Origin of the sequence: Amycolatopsis decaplanina DSM 44594 (genome assembly GCF_000342005.1) — a bacterium.
Lineage (GTDB): Bacteria > Actinomycetota > Actinomycetes > Mycobacteriales > Pseudonocardiaceae > Amycolatopsis > Amycolatopsis decaplanina.
Genome location: NZ_AOHO01000074.1, coordinates 1 through 18,961, shown reverse-complemented (window position 1 = coordinate 18,961; position 18,961 = coordinate 1). Strand labels below are relative to the sequence as shown.

The 18,961-nt window shown below is 68.9% G+C and carries 17 protein-coding genes; 7 read left to right on the top strand and 10 right to left on the bottom strand.

The features are described 5' to 3' along the window. Positions 1–37: 37 nt before the first annotated feature. A complete protein-coding gene (locus H074_RS30340; RefSeq protein WP_007033902.1) occupies positions 38–916 on the top strand; it encodes a LysR family transcriptional regulator in 879 nt (292 codons plus the stop codon). Here H074_RS30340 and H074_RS30335 read toward each other — a convergent pair whose 3' ends face one another. Beyond that, positions 917–2,359, bottom strand: a complete 1,443-nt coding sequence (locus tag H074_RS30335) for a peptide ABC transporter substrate-binding protein (RefSeq protein ID WP_007033901.1) — start codon at positions 2,357–2,359, stop codon at positions 917–919. A 101-nt stretch (positions 2,360–2,460) separates the two neighbouring features. Here H074_RS30335 and H074_RS30330 point away from each other — a divergent pair, with 101 nt between their 5' ends. The 3 genes from H074_RS30330 (at position 2,461) to H074_RS30320 (ending at position 5,390) form a co-directional block, all read left to right on the top strand. Beyond that, on the top strand, positions 2,461–3,798 hold the full coding sequence (locus H074_RS30330) for an LVIVD repeat-containing protein (RefSeq protein ID WP_007033900.1): 1,338 nt from the start codon (positions 2,461–2,463) through the stop codon (positions 3,796–3,798). A 14-nt stretch (positions 3,799–3,812) separates the two neighbouring features. Then, on the top strand, positions 3,813–4,250 hold the full coding sequence (locus tag H074_RS30325) for a hypothetical protein (RefSeq protein WP_007033899.1): 438 nt from the start codon (positions 3,813–3,815) through the stop codon (positions 4,248–4,250). A 66-nt stretch (positions 4,251–4,316) separates the two neighbouring features. After that, positions 4,317–5,390, top strand: a complete 1,074-nt coding sequence (locus tag H074_RS30320) for a hypothetical protein (protein WP_007033898.1) — start codon at positions 4,317–4,319, stop codon at positions 5,388–5,390. On the opposite strand, the gene H074_RS30315 is transcribed toward H074_RS30320, so the two are convergent. Further along, positions 5,356–6,825: a sensor histidine kinase gene (locus H074_RS30315; protein ID WP_039923695.1), complete on the bottom strand. Its 1,470-nt coding sequence runs from the start codon at positions 6,823–6,825 to the stop codon at positions 5,356–5,358. The genes H074_RS30320 and H074_RS30315 overlap by 35 nt on opposite strands. Further along, on the bottom strand, positions 6,822–7,511 hold the full coding sequence (locus tag H074_RS30310) for a response regulator transcription factor (RefSeq protein ID WP_007033896.1): 690 nt from the start codon (positions 7,509–7,511) through the stop codon (positions 6,822–6,824). Before H074_RS30310 ends, H074_RS30315 begins: the two co-directional genes overlap by 4 nt. 149 nt (positions 7,512–7,660) lie before the next feature. On the opposite strand from H074_RS30310, the gene H074_RS30305 reads away from it, so the two are divergent. Together H074_RS30305 and H074_RS30300 are read left to right on the top strand one after the other, a co-directional pair. Continuing rightward, entirely contained in the window at positions 7,661–7,924 is a 264-nt protein-coding gene (locus H074_RS30305; RefSeq protein WP_007033895.1) for a hypothetical protein, read from the top strand. A gap of 354 nt (positions 7,925–8,278) precedes the next feature. After that, entirely contained in the window at positions 8,279–8,524 is a 246-nt protein-coding gene (locus H074_RS30300; protein ID WP_161630705.1) for a hypothetical protein, read from the top strand. Here H074_RS30300 and H074_RS30295 read toward each other — a convergent pair. The 5 genes from H074_RS30295 to H074_RS30275 form a co-directional block, all read right to left on the bottom strand. Then, a complete protein-coding gene (locus H074_RS30295; RefSeq protein WP_051072037.1) occupies positions 8,514–9,062 on the bottom strand; it encodes a DUF4232 domain-containing protein in 549 nt (182 codons plus the stop codon). The genes H074_RS30300 and H074_RS30295 overlap by 11 nt on opposite strands. A gap of 26 nt (positions 9,063–9,088) precedes the next feature. Further along, on the bottom strand, positions 9,089–10,867 hold the full coding sequence (locus tag H074_RS30290; RefSeq protein WP_007033892.1) for a choline/carnitine O-acyltransferase: 1,779 nt from the start codon (positions 10,865–10,867) through the stop codon (positions 9,089–9,091). Then, the gene (locus tag H074_RS30285) at positions 10,864–11,718 is read right to left on the bottom strand and encodes a class I SAM-dependent methyltransferase (RefSeq protein ID WP_200865832.1); all 855 of its coding nucleotides are present in this window, start codon (positions 11,716–11,718) and stop codon (positions 10,864–10,866) included. The genes H074_RS30290 and H074_RS30285 overlap by 4 nt, the downstream gene beginning before the upstream one ends. Before the next feature lie 9 nt (positions 11,719–11,727). Continuing rightward, the gene (locus tag H074_RS30280) at positions 11,728–12,579 is read right to left on the bottom strand and encodes a HalD/BesD family halogenase (protein WP_007033890.1); all 852 of its coding nucleotides are present in this window, start codon (positions 12,577–12,579) and stop codon (positions 11,728–11,730) included. Positions 12,580–12,728: 149 nt separating this feature from the next. Continuing rightward, the gene (locus H074_RS30275; RefSeq protein WP_007033889.1) at positions 12,729–15,284 is read right to left on the bottom strand and encodes a bifunctional FO biosynthesis protein CofGH; all 2,556 of its coding nucleotides are present in this window, start codon (positions 15,282–15,284) and stop codon (positions 12,729–12,731) included. Between the two features lie 185 nt (positions 15,285–15,469). Between H074_RS30275 and H074_RS30270 the strand changes: the two genes are divergently transcribed. After that, positions 15,470–17,026 carry an IS1634 family transposase gene (locus H074_RS30270; protein ID WP_007033888.1) on the top strand — a complete coding sequence of 519 codons (1,557 nt, stop codon included), beginning with the start codon at positions 15,470–15,472 and terminating at the stop codon, positions 17,024–17,026. On the opposite strand, the gene H074_RS30265 is transcribed toward H074_RS30270, so the two are convergent. Further along, positions 17,023–17,781 (bottom strand): SDR family NAD(P)-dependent oxidoreductase, encoded by a 759-nt coding sequence (locus H074_RS30265; RefSeq protein WP_039923792.1) that lies wholly within the window; start codon positions 17,779–17,781, stop codon positions 17,023–17,025. The genes H074_RS30270 and H074_RS30265 overlap by 4 nt on opposite strands. An 8-nt stretch (positions 17,782–17,789) precedes the next feature. Further along, complete coding sequence (locus H074_RS30260) at positions 17,790–18,593, bottom strand: alpha/beta fold hydrolase (RefSeq protein ID WP_007033886.1); 804 nt, start codon at positions 18,591–18,593, stop codon at positions 17,790–17,792. Positions 18,594–18,961: the final 368 nt, after the last annotated feature.

Below are 18,961 nucleotides of genomic sequence, written 5' to 3'. Positions count from 1 at the left end.
CAAGGCATAGTTATCACCGAATCGATAAACTCTCTTCATGACCAGTCTGCGGCAACTCGAATACCTGGTGACCGTCGTCGACACCGGCTCCTTCACCAGGGCCGCCGAGTTGCTGCACGTGACGCAGCCCGCGCTGTCGCACCAGGTGCGCGCGCTGGAGAAAGGCGTCGGCGGCCCGCTGCTCGAACGCCTGCCGCGCAGTGTCCGGCTCACTCCGATGGGCCGCGCCATGCTGCCGCACGCCCGCGCCGCCCTCGCCGACGCCGAACGCGCGCGGTGCGCGGCCCGGCAGGCGTCCGGGCTGGAAGCCGGGGAACTGCAGATCGCCACGGTCTACTCGGTCGGCATCGGGGTCCTGCCCGCGGCGTTGCGGGTGTGGCGCAGGGAGCGGCCCGACGTCGACGTCCGGCTGGTGGAGTTCCGGCACGCGGACGAACTCCGGGAGGCCATGGCGGCGGGGGAGGCCGACGTCGCGGTCGGCCCGGTCCCGCCGGACTGGGACGGGCCCGTCCGCGAACTCGGTGCCGAGGAATTCGTCGTGGTTCTCCCGATCGACGGGCCGCGCGAGGACGACGGCACCGGCGTCGTCGACCTGGCGACCCTCGCCGACTGCGCGTGGGTGCACTACGCGCCGGGCAACGGCCTGGCCGACCTCGTCGACCAGGCCTGCGCCGCGGCGGGATTCCAGCCGAGGGCCGCCGTCCGGACCGAACAGACCGCGGCGGCCCCGGTCCTCGCGGCGGCGGGACTAGGTCCCGCGCTGGTCCCGGCCAACGTGCTGCCCGAAGGCTTCCACGGCCGTGTCCTGCGGCCCGAACCGGCGATCCGGCGCACGCTCGCCGCTTACTGCCGGAGCACGCCCGACCCGTTGACCTCGGCCTTCATCGACGTCGTCGCGGGGAAGTGCACGCTCTGATCACCGCACGGAAATCGCTGACAGATCCACGCCGCCGAACGTCGTCGCCGTGACGTCGCCCGCCCGGTCCGACCAGACGGCGTGCCCGTGCCCGGACCACAGCGGGACGACCGGGAGATCCCGCAGCAACTGGTTCTCCACCAGCCGGTAGACCTCGCCGCTGTCGGTGGACTCGGTCTCTTCGGCCGATTTCAGCAGGTCGGCGAATCCGTCGCTGGCGTAACCGGTGGCCTTCGCGATCTCGGACAGCACTTCCTGCGGGCTCGGCGTCATCAGGTTCATGTCGATCGCGAACGGACCTTGGCCGGGTTCCGGGGCGAGCGGGACACCGACGGCCGCGCCGACCTGTTCCGCGAGCGGACGCAGCCAGTTCGCCCTCGACTGTCCGAAGTGGACAGGTGTGGTGGGGAACTCCGCCTGGGTCAACAGGGATTTCCCGGCCCCGGCGTCGAACGTGCAGGGGCGGCAGGTGCTGCTGCGCTCACCCGGCGCGACGGCGGGCGGCAGAAGCGATTTCGCCGGGTCCACCTGCCTGCCGAGAGCGCCGGCCTCCAATGCCCCGCGGTCGATCCCGAGTGCGAAGCCGTGCCGGACGGTCGCGTCGGAGAAGTGCTGTGCGGTCAAGGGAAACCCGAGGTATGCGGCGGTGGGCAGGGCCCACATCACATGCCGCTGCGCGAAATCCGCGTGCATGGCCTCGTGGCGATCGCCGGGGACGAACGTGGAAAGGTCGAGTTTTCCGGCCTTGACCTCGTCGTACTGCGCCGCCGCGTCACCGGTCCTCAGTTCGATCACGCGCGCCTTGCCCGGCGCGTCCGCGACACGGACCAGTTTGCCGCCCGTCGGCTGCCACTCGCCGTCCAGCCGGAACGGCCCGTTGCCGACCGGCCGCCGCGCGAACCCCGCCCAGTCACGCGAAGCCAGTGCCGACGCGGGCAGCGGGACCAGCGCGGGCGAGGAGAGCAGCGCCGGGACCTGGCCGGACGGCCGGTCGAGCACGAGCCGGATGGTCAGCGGGTCCGGCGCGGTGATCTCCTTGGCTCGCAAGAGATCCTTGACCACCCGCGACGCCTGCCACTGCTCCGTGCCGATGGTCTTCCAGGTGTCCACATAGGACTGAGCGGTCACCGGGGTGCCGTCGTGGAACTTCCCGCCGTCCTTGAGCTTGACCGTCCACGTGATCCGATCGGTGCTGGTGAACGATTCGGCCGCCCGCGGCGTCGACTCTCCCGTCGCCGGGTCGTAATCGGCCAGCGGCGTCCACAGCGCTCCGGCGAGCATTCGCCCGGACTGGTCGTGGACGTCGGCGGGCAGCAGCGTCACCGGGGCGGCCAAGCCCACGCGAAGGATGTCCGGTGCGGGCGGTTCGCCGGATTCCGTGCAGCCCGCGGCGACCAGGGCGGCGGCGAGGAGCGGGGCCAGAAGACGCAAGCGCATGGTCATGTCATAGCAGTCTCACGCCGACCATCGGCGGTTGTGCCGGGCAAAGTGATGATCATAGGCTGAGGAGACCAGCCTGGGAGGTTTCTGTGCGAGGAAACTGGTTGCTCCGGTCGTGCCTGGCGCTCACCACGGTCACCGCGACCCTGATCGCCACCGGCCTGCCCGCCGCCGCTTGCGGTGAGGAGGACAAGCCCGCCAGTGAGAAGGTCCGGGTCGCGGGCGCCCCCGGCGCGGTGAAGAACGTCAAGGCCGTCGGCAACGTGCCCGACGCGCAAGGCGCCATCGCCATGGGGTTCCTGCAGTACGGCAAGCGTGACGTCATGGCGGTTTCCGGCGAGTTCGGCCTGAAGGTCTACGACCTCACGAAGAACCCCGCCGCGCCGAAGCTGATCGGTGAAGTCAGCCTTCCCGGCCTGTGGGAGACCGAGGACACCGAGGTCGACGTCAAGCGCAAGCTCGTCTTCCTCGCGCGGGACCCGCGGGCCTACGGCGGCACCACGCAGACCGGCGAGTCCGGCATCTACATCATCGACCTGAAGAACCCGGACAAACCGGCCATCCTGAGCTACACCAAGGTGCCCGCCGGCCACACGACCAGCTGCGTCGACGACTGCCGGTACCTGTGGACCGGCGGCCCCGCGAAGGCCGCGAACCAGCCCGCGGACTGGGGCGGCCGCCCGATCTGGGTGACCGACATCCGCGACCCGCGCAACCCCAAGACGTTCCCGAACCCGATCGAACTCGCGCGCAACGACGGCAAGACCGACTACGTGCACGACGTCCAGGTCGACGGCGAGGGCGTGGCGTGGGTGTCCGGACGAGGTGGCGTCCGCGGCTACTGGACCAACGGCTACCACCGTGATCCGGTACAGGGCAAGGTCCGCCGCGCGACGGCGTTCGATCCGGTGCCCTATGCGGGCGGCGGGATCGAGGAGACGGCGGCGCCGTCGAAGTTCATGCACAACAGCTTCCACCCGGCGGGACACCGCTCGGCCGACGGCGCCGACTCGAACCGCTGGCACGGTCGCGACCTGATCTACGCCACCGAAGAGAGCTTCCTCGACGGTTGCGCCGGTGACGGCGTGCTGACGATCTCGTCGCTGCAGAACTCGTACAACGGCGAAGGCTGGCGTTCGACTCCGGAGAAGCCGTTCCGCCTCAAGTCCGTCGGCACCTGGAGCGTCGCCGGGCAGGAAGGCAGCGACCCGGCGACGGGTGACTGCTCCGCGCACTACTTCGACGTCCGCGGCAAGGTCCTCGTGCAGTCGTTCTACACGCAGGGCACGCGTTTCCTCGACGTGAGCGACCCGACCGACCCGAAGCAGATCGCCTACTTCCGCCCGGCGGACGCCAGCGCGTGGGCGCCCTACTGGCACAAGGGTTACGTCTATGTCGCCGACAACACTCGCGGAATCGACATCCTGAAGCTCACGGCCTGAGTCAAGATGTCCCCATGCGCACCATGGGGAAGACGTTGGGGATCACGGCCGCGGTCGTCCTGATCGCGGCCTGTGACCCGGCACCGCCGGAAGAAGCGGCCGTCCGCACCGATCCGGCGCCGGTCGCCGAGACCTTCCCGGAGGTCGGCGAGATCGTCGAGGCGTCCTGGGTCGAGGAGAAGCTGGGCGCCGCCGAAGGCCGTGTCGCGGCACCCGGTCCGACCGACTACCGGCTGTCCGCCCTGGTGAAGCTCGGACCGGGCGCGGCCCGGAAAGTGCGGAGCGACCACGAATGCCACGCCGGTGTTCCGGCGGTACCTGAGCCCTTGAAGGGGCTCGTGCCGTCCGGGGTGGCGTGGCTTTCCTGCGAGCTGCCCGCGAACGGCAAGGCACGGGCCGCGTTCGTGGTCGACGGCTCCGAACAGGCTTTCCTGACGTCGACGACGATGTGACAGACCCGTGCGGAGTCGTTGATCAGCGGTCATGGTGGCGGCATGATCCGTTTCTAGCTTGGCGCCATGACCACCTTGCTCGAACGGGTCCCGGTGCCCGTCCCCGGGAAGACCCCGCGGCGAAGCGTCACGGCGCTGTTTGGGATCGCCGTCCTCGTCGCCGGATACACCGGGTTCCGGCTGCCGGGGGAGTGGGCGGCGACCCTGCAGGCCGTGTCCCTGACCGACGGTTTCCACCGGCGTTTCCTCGTCGGCACGCTCCTGAAGCCGTTCGGGCACGACTACCTGGTCTTCGCGGTCGCGAGTTTCGTCGTCCTCGGTGCGGTGCTGGCTGCCGTGGCGCTCGCCTTCTTCCGCGGCCGCACCGAAAGCCGGCGGCTGCTGATCGTCGCCTGGCTCCTGCTGCCGACCGGCGGCTACCTGTTCCACGAGGTCGGCTACCTCGACCAGGTGCTGTATCTCCTGCTGTTCGGCGCGCTGTGGGCGTTGCACCGGAACAGGACGGCGCTCGCGAGCGCGACGATGGCGCTTTCGGTGACTGTGCACGAGATCGCGCTGCTCACCGTGCTGCCGATCTTCGGGTTCGCCCTGCTGCGGACGGCTCCGTTCCGGCGCGCGTGCGCACTGCTCGCTCCGGCCGCGGTGCTCGGCCTGGGGATTCTCGCGCTGCCGCCCGTCGCTCCCGACGCCGTCGACGGTCTCCGGCGTTCACTGTCCACAGCGGACTTCGCCTACCGCGCCGACGCGCTGAACCTGTTCGGGCGCACCCAGACCGAAAGCTGGCGGCTGTACTCGATCACCGGTGTCCTGCTCTATCTGCTGCCGATCGCGGCCGTGGTGATCGGCGGCTTCCTTTTCCTGCACCGTCCGACGCTCGCGGCCGCGGTGCCCGTCGCCGCGATCGGGGCACCGGCGCTGCTCGCGTTCGGCGGCTGGGACGACGCACGCTGGGGATTCCTGCTGGTCACCGGCTTCGTCGTCGTGGTGTGGCTCTGGCTCGATCACCGCGAGCTGAAGCTGTCCCAGCTGGGCGTGCTGACCGCGCTCCTGCTGATCCTCACCCACGTCCCGATGCCGTACTTCGACGGCTACGCGCCACGCGGGCTCACGCTGGTGATTCCCGTGGAAGACTTACGGTGAAGACGGCGCCGCGGTCGTTGTGCACGGTGATCTCACCGCCGTGGATCAGCGCGTTCTCGCGGGCGATCGACAACCCGAGCCCGCTGCCCTCGGTCGCCTGGCGCGCGTGATCGCCGCGCACGAACCGGTCGAACAGGATCGGGCGTAACTCGTCGGGCACCCCCGGCCCGGAGTCGGCGACCCGGATCGTCACCGAGTCGGAAAGGCCTTCCAGGGACACGGTGATCGGGGTCCGGCCATACCGTTCGGCGTTGACCAGCAGGTTGCACACGATGGTGTGGACACGGCGCGGGTCGGCGGAGACGGTCGTGTCGCCGGTGCTCGTCACCTGGACGGGCGTCTCCGGCACGCTCACCTCGATCGCGTCCTCGACGAGGGCGGGCAGGGCCACGAGTTCGGGGCGCAGGTCCGCGGAACCCGCGTCGAACCGCGAGATCTCCATCAGATCCTCGACGAGCCGTGTCAGCCGCCGGGCCTGCGTGCCGAGCAACTCGGTCGCGCGGGTCCTGATCTCGGGGCTGGCGTTGTCGAGGGTGTCGACCGTGGCGACCATCGACGCGAGCGGGGTCCGCAGGTCGTGGGCGACGTCGGCGACGAACCGCTGCTGCTGGCGGTCCTTGGCGCGCAGCTCCTCGATCGCCGTGCCGACCCGATCGGCCATCGTGTTGAACGACGCGGCGAGGTCGGCGAGTTCGTCGCGGCCCTTCACCGGGACACGCACGTCGAAGGCGCCGCCGCCCAGTTCGCGGGCGGCGGAGGCCACTCGCAGCACCGGCCGCCGGATCCGGCCCGCCGCGAAGACGGCGGCCGCCACGCCGAGGACGGTGACACCGAGCGCGATCCACGCCAGCTTCCACCGCTGTGCGGCCAGATCCTGCTCGAAGGTGGTGAGGTCGAAGAACTGCACCACCCAGTACGCGACGAAGTTCGCGCTCACCACGAGGAGTCTGCGGCCGGTCGCCGGATCGGTCGTGATCGTCGACAGCAGCTTTCCCGGGCCGGTGGTCCGCAGGAGGACCACGTCCTGCACGCTTTCCAGCGCGGCTCGCCGGTCGGGAGGATTCGCGTTCTTGTCGCCCGTCGTCCAATCGAGGCTTCGCGACGAGGACTTGACGATTTCGGGAGGTCCTTCGGGCGCCTTGAAGTCGTCGTTGGTCAGCTGGGGATGGCTCGTGACGAGCATCCAGTCCACCGCCGCCGTGTCCATCCCCTGGGAGAACAGCTCCAAGGCCCGCGGGTTGCCCGCCATGAACTGTTCGAGATGGGGCCATGCCTGTCCGAACATCGCCCCGAACGACGTCTTCGCCGCGGCGGTGAACCTGTCGAGCGCGTCGTCCTCTTGGATTTTGGCCGCGCTGAAGGCCATCAAGACCGTCGCCGTCGTGGTCACCACCACGACCGCCGCGGTCACCCGGGCACGGAGTCCGAACCTCATTCGCTCACCACCCGGTAGCCGAGCCCGCGCACGGTCTTCAGGACCACGGGATTCGCCGGATCGTCCTCGATCTTCGCCCGCAGCCGCGCGACCGCCGCGTCGACGATCCGCGAGTCGCCGACGTAGCCGTAGTCCCAGACTCGTTTCAGCAGCGTCTGCCTGCTCAGTACCTGGTTGGGATGTTCGGCGAACTCGACGAGCAGCCGGATCTCGGTCGCCGTCAGGGCGAGTTCGACGCCGTCGCGGGTCACGCTCATCGCGGCCGCGTCGATCTCCAGCCGTCCCACCCGCAACTGACCGGCCGACGGCCCGGGAGCGGTGACGGCACGCCGTCCGATCGCCTTGATCCGTGCGTCGATCACCCGCGGTTCGGCGGGTTTGACCACGTAGTCGTCGGCGCCGCATTCCAGCCCGGCGACGATGTCGATCGGGTCGCCGCGGGCGGTCAGCAGGACCAGCGGCAACCGGCTGCGCGCGCGGATCCGGCGGCACACCTCGAAGCCGTCCATCCCGGGCAACATGACGTCGAGCAGGACGAAGTCGAGTTCGAGCCGGTCGGTGAACAGCGCCTCCAGCGCCCGCTCCCCGGTCGGCGCGACGACGACATCGTGCCCGAGTGCCTTCAGCGCGAGTGTGAGCGCTTCGGCCAGTGCTACGTCGTCCTCGACGAGCAGGATGCGCGGCATGGTTCTCCCAAGATCGAAAGGCTCACCGATCGTAAGGGCGCTCTGTCGCACTCGCCCGGATCCGCGGCGGAACCGTCGCAGAGCCGTGCGGTCTCGTCACAAACCCCGGTTCTCTGTTTCACTGTCGTATTCGCGAGCGAGGGGGAACCATGTCGGTCGAGGTGGGGAAAGACCATGCGGGAAAACGCGCGTCCGGCTACTTCGGGTTCTCCGACGTAGCGGTGATCGCGGCCGGTGCGGTTTCCGGCGCGGTCGGTGCCTACGCCTACTACAGCGAGCCGCTACGGCCACTGGCTCACAGCTTCACCCTTTGGATCGTGCTGATCGTCGCGGTCGTCCCCGGGATGCCCAGGCGGCGGGCGGTGGCTCGAGCGGGCTGCGCGCTGATCGCGGCGGTACTCGCGTTCTCTTGAGGGGTAAGGCAAGGGTGGCGTGGTGTCGGGGTGTGTCGCGAAAGCCACTTTCGCGACGTTGGATGTCCCGAAAGTGGCTTTCGCGACGTTGGCGGAGGCAGGGAGCCTTCACGCACTTCAGGTGACCTAAGCGGCGGACCGTGGTGGGCTCGTGAGTGGCAGGGACGGTTCTAACCGTCCCTGCCATTCACGAGTCTCGTCACCAGGACATGCCACCTTTGCCCTACCCCTCGATATCTCGGTAATCGGATCGACCTGCCGACGCTCGTGCTGTGGTGTGGTCTGGCGGTTGCCGGTGGCCTCGCCGCCGGACTGCTGTTCCAGGCGGTGGGGCGACCCGATCGTCACGGCACCGTGGCCACCGCGGCGGTCGTGGGCCTGCTGGTCGCCGACCTCGTCCGGCGGTCTGACCGTTCCGGTGTCGGAACCTTGTCGGTCGCGACGGCGATCGCGATCGTGTTCGTGGCCTGGCGGGGAATTCGTTCGCCCCGGCAGGCCGCCCAGGTCGCCCTCGTCGCGCTGCCGATGGGACTTGCCGGCATCGTGGTCGTGTCGGCGCCGGACTTTCTCGAGCTGCTGTTCGCGAACCTCAGTTCTTGAGCTTGGCGTTCCAGGCCGTCAACGTCAGCTTGCCCGTGGTCCCGAGGTCGGTGTCGACCGTGATCCGCTGCTCCGGATCGCCCTTCGCGGCCGCGACCGTCACATAGGCGCCCGCCTCCGGCGAACCCACGGTGACGGTGTTCGACCACGAGACGACCGACAGCAGCGTGCCGCCGGGCCGGACCGTCTGCGGGCTGACACCGGGATCGATCGCCATGTACGACGTCCCGTGCTCGACCTCCACCGCCATCGGCCGCTTTTCCTTGTCCAGCAAGCGGACTTCGGGGTAACCGGTGATCGTGCGCGGTGTCGTGCCGCAATTGGTGAGGGTGAGCACGACCGCGCGATGGCCCAGCGCGGCCTCGACCGGTCCGGACTTCACCGTGACCCCGGTGTCGAGGCAGCCCGCCGGTTCGACTTCGCCCGGCACGGGCGTGTGCACCGTCGGCGGGGCCGGCGGTGGTGGCGGCGGAGGCGCACTGCACCCCGCCACCACCAGCGCCGTCCCGGCCGATGTCAAGATCGCTTTCCCCAGCACGACTGAACCGTACTGGGTCGGCGAATTCAGGCCAGCAGCTCCTGCAACTCGGTGACGGCCGCGGCGAGTTCCGTCGCGAACAGTTCCATCTCGTGCGCCACGTGCTTCGGCGTGCACAGGTAGATGTTGAGGCTGTCCGGCAGGAGGACGTACGCGACGCCGATGCATTGCGGGCTGGTCGACCCGAAACCGAAGTACCGGATGTTCACCGACGGAGCCGAGCTGGTGCTCAGGTAGTCGTTGCGCATCTTCAGCCAGCCCGGAGACGAGTACAGCGCCGGAGAGTCCTCGACGCCGCGCCGTTTCTGGATCAGCTGCAGCTCCCACAGGTGCTGCTCCGGCGCGTCACCCGCCTGGCATTCCTTCGCCCGCGTGACGTGCTTCGCGGCCGCCGCGCGGAAGGCCGCTTGACGCGTCTGCCGGTCGGCCTGCGGGTCGTCCATCACCTGGACGAACCACTGCACCTCGGGCGTCACCACACGCATCGCTTCGGTGCGCCCGTTCTGGTACTGCCGCGTCGCGATCGACTCGTACGTCGCGCCGGTGATCCCCTTCGCCCGCTTGTGCGCGAGCTGGTACGCCATCTGCGCGAAGGCGTCCGGGGACATCCCCAGCTCCTTCGCCCGCTTCGCGCCGAAGTCGGTGAAGGACACCGTCTTCGTAGCGGTCGCGTCGGCGTACGCGGCGAAAGACGCCGCAGCGGCACGGGCGTCCTCGCGCAGCGCGTCACCCAGGACGAACTCGATGACCTCGGACGCCGGGACGCCGTCGGCGGGCGGCCGCTCCAGCCGTGAACCGCTCAGCAGCGCGTCGGTGAACCCGAGGATCGTGGTCCCGTCCAGTTCGCAGTGCTCGACGTTGATCCCCGCCGTGCCGTCCTCGAACACGATCAGCGACACGGCCTTGTCGAACCACCGGTTCCCGCTGTCGCCGTGCAGCAGCTTGTCGCACGCCTCCTGCGTGTCCGCCGGTGTGAAGTCCTCCAAGCACAGGCAGAACAACGCCGTCTCGATGTCGTCGAGCGCGGACGCGTTCCCCGCGGCCAACAACGCTTCACGCGTCGCCGCCCACTCGGCCCTGGCCTTGGTGGTGAAATGCCCGGCGGCGGTCTGCGGGTCCTCGGCGAAATTCTCCGACTTCACGATCGCCTGCAGCCCCGCGACCAGCTGTTCGGGGGAGTACGGGCGGCCGTCCGGCGCGATGACGTCCATCCGGAACGGGGTGTCGCGGTGGAAGACCACGATGTGCCGCGCCCTCGACGGCCCCGGCCAGTCCTCGCGGTACGGCGTGCGCGCGGTGTCCTGCACCTTGCCGGGGATCCGCGTCGCCGAGAACAGGAACTTGTGCTGCACCATCGACTGCGGCTGCCCGCGCAGCACGATCGGCGGCACCAGTTCCTCGTCGAGCTTGAGCTTGTAGTCCACCGCCGACGCCGCCAGTTCGGCCGCGCGCTCCAGCTGCCCCAGCGGGGATTCGGAGAACAGGAAGAAGAAGTTCGCGTTGAGCGCGATCCGGTCGCGGCGGCCGAGGTAGCGGTACGGCCAGAAGGTGTCGAGCCAGCTGCGGACGCCTTCACGGTTGTCGTAGGCCTCGAGCGCGCTCTGCAGTTCGTGTGCCGGGCTGCCTTCCGCGAGGAAGTCGGCGACGGCGCCTTCGGTCTCCGCGAGTTCGCCGGGCGTGAGCAGCGGCGAGCACCACTCGAGGAACCGGCGGCAGGTGTCCTCCAGGCTGGGGACGGGGACCCGCGGCAGGATGTCCTCGTTGCCGAACGTGCGGGTGGACGGTTCCGGACTGCTCACGATCATCCTTGATCTCGAAGGGGAAGGGTGTTCAGCGCGGAGGCGAGTTCTCCCGCCGCGCCGTTCGGGCGGGAGACGAACAGCCGCGCGTACAGCCGGCCTTCCGTTTCCAGCCCACGCGGGTCGACGCCCGCGACGGACAGATTGTCCAGGATCTGCGCCTGTTCCTCATCCGAAGCGAATCTCCGCTGCCGGAAGACGCCTTCCACCCCGGTCGTGTCGTAGTCCAGCTCGCCGAGGCTCTCGGCGACAGGAGCGTAGGAGAACATCCGCAGGACGAAATGCGCCATCCACGGCCGGTTTTCCCGCGCGATCCGCACGAGGGTCTTCTCGGTGACGTAGCCGACGCAGCCGGTCGAGATGACGATGTCGACCTCGGACAGCAGCGCGCGCCGTTCCTCTGTCGGCTCTTCGTTCTCCAGATCGGCGTGGATCGCTTCGTCGATGAAGCCCGCGGCGAGCGCGTAGTCCAGAGCGGGAGCGGAGGCGTCGAGGCCGATGAAGCGGACTTCGTCGCAGACGGCGACCCTCTCGACCATCCGGCGATCGCGCACGATCAGTTCGTCCCGGCTCAGCGACGAGGCGGACGCATAGTGCTCGTACAGCCGCTCCATCGAGGTGTCACAGCGGTACAGCGCCGCGTTGACGCCGTAGGAACAGCCGAGGTCGAGCACCGTCGGTACCTTGACGCCGGCTTCGGTGCGGTACTCGTCGATCAGTTTCGTGAAGTAGGCCTTGGCCTGCTGGGGGATGTCGTAGTCCAGCCGGCGCAAGGTGCCGAAGAAGGGGCGTGGATCGGGAGCGGTGTAGATGTGATCGAAATTGATCTTGCCGGTCGAATCCAATGGCACGGCCATGCTCCTGACTCAGTCGAGCAGCTGATCGCCCCGGACGGCCGTCGAGGCGACGTGTTCCGGCAGGACCCGGCCGAACAGCTGTCTCGTCCGTTCCGGACTGCCGATGACCCCAGGACGCTCGCTGTACGCGAAGATCGCGGAATGGCGGGCGGTTGCCCCTCGAACACTACTCACGCGGTGCAGCGCGAAGCGTCCGCGAAACAGCTGAAGATCGCCGGGACGCAGAGTGAGCCGCCGGATCAGGTGATCCCCTTCGCCCGCCAGGACGGCACGGACGTCGTCGAAGTTCTCCGCCGTTTCGGAGCGGATGTTCGGGCAGTATTCGAAGACACCGCCGTCGGCCGCTTCTTGCGTGAGCATGCTGACCGTGTACTCGTTGGTGTCGAAATGCCATGGATGCGAGCGGCCGGGTTCGATCACGTTGAGCACCAGTCCGGACAGCGGATCGGCGAGTTCGTGGAGTTCGGGCAGTTCGAAACAGTCGGCCACGAACCGCTGGAACTCGCGGCTCGAGTACAGCTGCTGGATCACCGCGTCCGCCGGGATCCGATCGCGCGCCACGAAGGCGTTGCCGCGTTCCATGATCGTGCGGCCGGGATGATCCTCCGGCAGCGGAGTGTCGATGGCGATGTTGTAGGCGTTGACGCGCTCGACCTTCGCGTATGCCTCCGGAGCGATCTTCGCGCCTTCGTCGCGAAGGACGTCACGCAACTCCGGGCGGATGAAGTCGGCCAGCACACTGCAGCCCGTTTCCCGCAGTTCGGCGCGAGTCCGGGAAACGATTTCGCGCCACACCGGGCTTCCAGGTTCGGACAACGGATAGCGGGCGGTGTCGGCCATCTGGACTGCGCTCGCGGTCATCGACGTCCTCTCGGCTGCCCGGAAGTGATCCTCGGGTTTAGCACAGAAAACGCCCGCGACCCCCGCGCCTTGTGAGCGGTGCCACACGGAACGTGACGGCCTCCTTTCCCGCGCCGTACGCGGGTAAGGGGGCCGTCGCGAACTTTTCGTCAGCTGGTGACAAGCGGCAACAGCGGTCGGCGCACCGCGGTCGCGACACCGTCGGACGCCTGGGCCGCGGCGATCCGCTCGGCTGTCGGCGTGCCGTACTCGGTGGTCCGCTGCCGCAGCGGACGGCCCAGCGGCTCGACCATCGCGCGCATGTCACTGATCGTCTTGTACGACCCGTTGGCCGCACCCGCCATCCGGCTGATCGTCTCCTCCATCAGCGTCCCGCCGATGTCGTTGACCCCGCCCTGGAGCACCGCGCGGCTGCCTTCCTCACCGAGTTTCACCCAGGAACTCTGGATGTTGTCGATCGTCCCGTGCAGCAGCAGCCTGGCCAGCGCGTGCACCGCGCGGTTCTCGCGCAGCGTCGTGCCCGCCCTGGCGAGCCCGGCCAGGTAGATCGGGGAGCTCTGGTGGATGAACGGCAGCAGCACGAACTCGCTGAACCCGCGCCGCCCGTTGCGCTCCAGGCCTTCCCGCTGCAGTTTCGCCAGCAGCTTCAGATGCCCGACCCAATGCGCCGGGGTGTCGACATGGCCGTACATCATCGTCGACGTCGTGGTGATGCCGAGTTTGTGCGCGGTGGTGACGACGTTGATCCATTCCGACGTCGGCAGCTTGCCCTTCGTCAGCACCCAGCGGACGTCGTCGTCGAGGATCTCCGCGGCCGTGCCCGGCAGCGAGTCGACGCCGGCTTCCTTCGCGCGCGCCAGCCAGTCCTCGATCGAGAGGTTCGTCCGCGAGGCGCCGTTGACGACTTCCATCGGCGAGTACGAGTGCAGGTGGATGTCCGGCTGACGGCGTTTCACCTCCGCCGCGAGGTCGAAATACGCCGTGCCCGGCAGATCCGGGTGGATGCCGCCCTGCATGCAGATCTCGGTCGCGCCCGCGGCCCAGGCCTCGTCGACCCGGTCACCGACCTGCTCCAGCGAGAGCGTGTACGCGTCGGCGTCGGTACGCCGCTGGGCGAACGCGCAGAACCGGCAGCCGGTGTAGCAGACGTTGGTGAAGTTGATGTTGCGCGTGACGACGAAGGTGATGTCGTCGCCGTTCACCTCGCGACGCAGGTCGTCGGCGATCTTGGCGAAGGCGTCCAGCTCCGGCCCGTCGGCGTGCAGCAGTGCCAGCGCCTCGTCGTCCGACAGCCCGGCGGGGTTCTTTTCCGCGCTGCGCAAGGCATCTCGGATGTCGGTGTCGAACCGCTGCGGCCCGGTCTTGATGTTGCCCTTGATCTCGGCCCAGTCGCCGTAGACCGAGTCGAAGTCGCTGCGGCGGTCTTCCGTGCGCCCGACCGTGTCGACCTCGACGTGCAGATCGGTGCGCCCGGCCTCCTTCCAGCCGCCGTCCGGCTCCTGCCACGGGATGCCCACCGGGATCGCCTCTTCGATCGCGAGCCCGGTCTCGGTGTCGGTCAGCGGGGCGAGGTGCGCGTTCATCCGCGGGTCCAGCCACGGCTCGCCCGCCTTGACGTACTCCGGGTAGATCGGCAGCCGCTCGCGGACGGTGAACCCGAGGGCCTCGGTGCGGCGTTTGAGCTCGTCGATCTGCGGCCACGCGCGTTCGGGGTTCACGTGGTCGGGGGTCAGCGGCGAGACGCCGCCCCAGTCGTCGATACCCGCGTTCAGCATCAGTTCGTACTGCCGGCCGATCAGGTTCGGCGGCGCCTGGATGCGCATGCGCGGCCCGAGCACCAGCCGCGCGACGGCGATGGTCGCGGCGAGTTCTTCGAGATCGGCGTCCGGGGTCGCGCGCATCTTCGTGTCCGGCTTCGCGCGGAAGTTCTGGACGATGACTTCCTGGATGCCGCCGTAGGTCTTCGCGACCTTGCGGATGGCGAACAGCGCGTCGGCGCGTTCGGAGAAGTTCTCGCCGATGCCGATCAGGATGCCCGTGGTGAACGGCACCGAACTGCGGCCGGCGTCCTCCAGCACCCGCAGGCGAACGTCGGGGTCCTTGTCGGGCGAGCCGTAGTGCGGGCCGCCCTTCTCGGTGTACAGCCGCTTCGCCGTCGTCTCCAGCATCATGCCCATCGACGCCGAGACCGGCTTGAGCCGTTGGAAGTCCTGCCAGGTCAGCACGCCGGGGTTGAGGTGGGGGAGGAGACCGGTCTCCTCCAGTACCCGGATCGCCATCGCCCGGACATAGGACAGCGTGTCGTCGTACCCGTGCGCGTCGAGCCAGTCCTTCGCCGCCTTCCAGCGGTCCTCCGGACGGTCGCCGAGGGTGAAGAGCGCTTCCTTGACCCCCATCTCGGCACCCTTGCGGGCGATGTCGAGGACCTCGTCGGGGGAGAGGAACGGCGATTCGACGCGGCCGGGGACGGTCGCGAAAGTGCAGTAGCCGCATCGGTCCCGGCACAGCCGGGTCAGCGGGATGAACACCGAGCGGCTGTAGGTGACCACGCCGGGACGGCCCGCCGCGACGAGTCCGGCGTCGCGGACGCGGGAGGCGTGCTCGGACAGCGTCTCGAGGTCGTCGCCGCGCGCCTGGAGCAGGATCGAGGCCTCGGTGATGTCGAGGGTCTTCCCGTCGCGCGCCCTGGCGAGCGCCCGGCGCATCGCCGAGGTGGTGGGGGCGTTCGCGTCTGCATCCGATGCCATTCCCGCACGCTATGGCCGGACTCGCTCCACCTGCCAGTGTGCATCCCGCCACCGCGTCACCCACGTGGGTGTGGTCACTGTTTCCGCTGGTCAGAGCAGGATCTTGGTTGCCGATCAGTGGGCCGGAGTGTATTACCTAAAGTGTGGCTTCGGTGATCGGCAAGAAGGTCGGCGGGCGGACGTACTACTACCTCGTCACCTCCGCGCGGGTCGACGGCGAGCCCAGGGTGGTGTCGCAGCGTTACCTCGGCACGGCCGAGGAGATCGGGCGCGCGATGGACGGCGACGTCTCCGCCCCCGGCGAAGCGCGTCACCGGACCTTCGGTGACGTCGCGGCGGTGTGGGCCACTCTGCGACGGCTCGACTTCGTGCGCCGGGTCGACGAAGCCGTCGGAGCCCAGCGCGCCGCCACCACGCTGGGGACGCATCTCGCGCTCGCCGTCCTGCACCGGGCGACAGCGCCCGAAACGCCCTTGGCCGACTGGTGGCGCGACGGCGTCGCCAGGGAATTCGTCCAGGCCGACCTTCCGAATCACTGGCGGGCGCTGCAACGCCTCACGCCGGAACGGATCACGCGGATCGAGACCGCGGTCGCCGGCGCCGTGCTCTCCTGGCTGGGGACGGGCAACGCCGCGCTCGCCGTCGACGTCCCGCGGTTCGCCACCTTCACCACGGCCGATCCCTGCCGCTGCGAACTCGCCGGGCTCGGCCTGGTGGTGACCAAGGACGGCGCGATCCCGCTGGCGTCGCACGCGTACCCGAGGGAAGCGGCGCCGCCGTTCGCCGCGCTCGCCGACGACCTTCGCGAGCGGCACCCGAATGGCGAGGTGACGCTGGTCTTCACCGCGGGCCAGGCCGCGCAACTGGACCTCGGACGGCATTTCGTCGGCGCGCTCCCGCTCTCGGAACACCCGGACCTGCTGGCGAAACCGCCGTCCGCGCGCGAGCCCGTCGACCCGGAGCGCTTCGCCGGGCTGACCGCCCTGGACACCAGGGCCGTGGTCGCGGGCGTGCGGCGGCGCGTGATCCTGACCCATTCGGAAACCCTGCACAACGCGCAGGCCCGCGCGTTCGGCGAGGAACTGGGCACCGCGACCCGCGAACTCGCCGGCCTCGACGCCGCACTGGCCGCGGGCACGTACCGGGGTGACCGGCGCCAGGTGAACGCCGAAATCGCGCGGATCACCCGCGGCCGTCGCGTCGAACGCGTTCTCTCACCTTCGCTGACGGGTACGAAACCGGGGGAGATCCGGCTGACCTGGAAGGTCGACGACGCCGCCGTGTCGCGGTTGCACGACGAGTTCTTCGGCAAACAGGTGCTGGTCACCGATCACGACTGGCCGGTGTCCGAGGTCGTCACCGCGTATCGGGCCCGGACCCACCTCGACTCGACGTTCCGCTGGCTGACCGGTCCCGCTGTCGCCGGCCCGGCCCCGCGCTGGGACTGGACCCCGCATCGGATCGCGGTGCACACCCTGGTCACGGTGCTCGCGTCCACGGTCACCCACCTCATGCGGCGCGAGGCCGACCGCGCCGGGATGAACCTGTCGGTCCGCGAACTGATGGACAGCCTGGCCGGGATCGGGGAGACGGTGCTGCGCTATCCGTCGACAGGAGGCCGCCCGCGGACGCGGCGCCTGCTGACCGAGCGGAGCCCGGAACAGCAGGCGCTCTTCGACCTCTTCGGCCTCGGCTCTTAGTTCTCCCGGTGGATGTGCAGCGCGGAGAAGCTCTGCACCACCGGCATCAACTCGATGACGTTGATGTTCACGTGCTCCGGCTGCGAAGCCGCCCAGAAGACGGACTCGGCCACGTCGGCGGCCGTCAGCGGCGTCGTGCCCTTGTAGACGTTGTCGGCCTTGCTCTGGTCGCCCTCGAACCGGACGACGGAGAACTCCGTACCGCCGACCAGACCGGGCTCGACGTTGGTCACCCGGACGCCGGTGCCCTGCAGGTCCGCGCGCAGGTTCAGGCTGAACTGGTGCACGAACGCCTTGGTCGCGCCGTACGCGTTGCCGCCGGGGTAGGGGTAGCTGCCCGCGACCGACCCGATGTTGATCACGTGCCCGCGGCCGCGCTCGACCATGCCGGGCAGCAACGCGCGGGTGAGGTGCGCGAGTCCCTTGATGTTCGTGTCGATCATCTGGTCCCAGTCGTCGAGCTTCGCCCGATGGGCGGGTTCGAGCCCCTTCGCGAGGCCGGCGTTGTTGACCAGCAGGTCGACCTCGGCGAACTCGGCGGGCAGCGTGCCGGGGAGCGCGGCCACCGCGTCGGCGTCCCGGACGTCGAGCTCGAAGGGGAGGACGTTCTCGCCCAGCTCGTCGGCCAGCTTGTCGAGCCGGTCCTTGCTGCGCGCGGCCGCGACGACCTTGGCGCCGTCGGCGGCGAACCGGCGGACGATCTCGACGCCGAACCCGGCGCTGGCGCCGGTCACGAAAACGGTCTTCTGGGACATGGAAAGCATCAAGCGATCTCTTTCAAGAATTGGGCGAACACGGTGTTGAACTCGGCCTCGCGCTCCAGGTTAGGCATGTGGGCGGCGCCCTCGATCACCGCCAGGGTGGAGCCGGGGATCAGCTCGTGCATGAGCTCGGCGTCCGAGACGGGGGTGAACTCGTCCTCGGTCCCGACGACGATCAGGCTTGGCACGGTGACCTTCGTGAGGCTGTCCCGGTAGTCCGGGCGTTCGGCCCGTCCCCTGAGCGCGGCCGCCGCTCCTTCCGGGGGAGTCGTGCGCATCATCTCGAGGACGTGCGCCGCCACGTCCGGCATCGTGCGGACGTTGTCAGGGGCGACCATCTTGGTGAGCACCTCGTCGGCGTACCAGCCAATGCCCTCGGCGAGGACCCGGTCCGCCGTCTCGTTGCGGACGCGCTTGCCCTCCTCTGTCTCCTCCTGTGGGGAGGTGTCGGCGAGCAGGAGCCCTGCGACGCGTTCGGGGTAGGTCCGGTGGAACTCCATGACGATCTGCCCGCCCATGGAGAGGCCGCCGAGCACGAAGCGCTCGAGACCGAGGTGGTCGACGAGGCGGGCGATGTCCTGGGCGAAGACGTCGAGCCTGTTCTTCGCGTCGTGTGGCGGCTTGGTCGTCTCCCCGTACCCGCGGAGGTCCGCCGTGATGACCCGGTAGCCCTCCCGGCTGAACCGTTCGGCCTGGGGACGCCACATCGAACGGTTGAAGGGGTGGCCGTGGACGAGGACGACGGGCAACCCGGTGCCGAGGTCGTCGTAAGCGACGGAGATGCCGTCGAGTTCCGCAGTGCTCATGAGCCCGACGCTAATCGGAGCAATCAGTGGGATCAATACGGTGCAATGTATTCGGAGCAATGTTCTTGCCCGCGAGTTCACCTGGGGTCTCCCGGGGCGATCGCCGCGTGATCGCCGGGTCTGGGCTCATTTAAGGCCTCTGACCTGCGCGAATGTCGTTAAGGTACCCCCCTGTTTTCGGGGGTTTCCGGCCATGTAAAGTTCTCTTCGTCGCCAGGGAAACCGAGCGGCCGACCGGGACACGAACCAAGCTCTCGCCTCAGGCGATTGAGTGGGTGTCCCACCAAAAACTGCTAGAAATAACTGCTTCGGATAAGGCCGCTTGATTGTGGTGCGATTCGGGGTGTGTTGCTTGAGAACTCAACAGT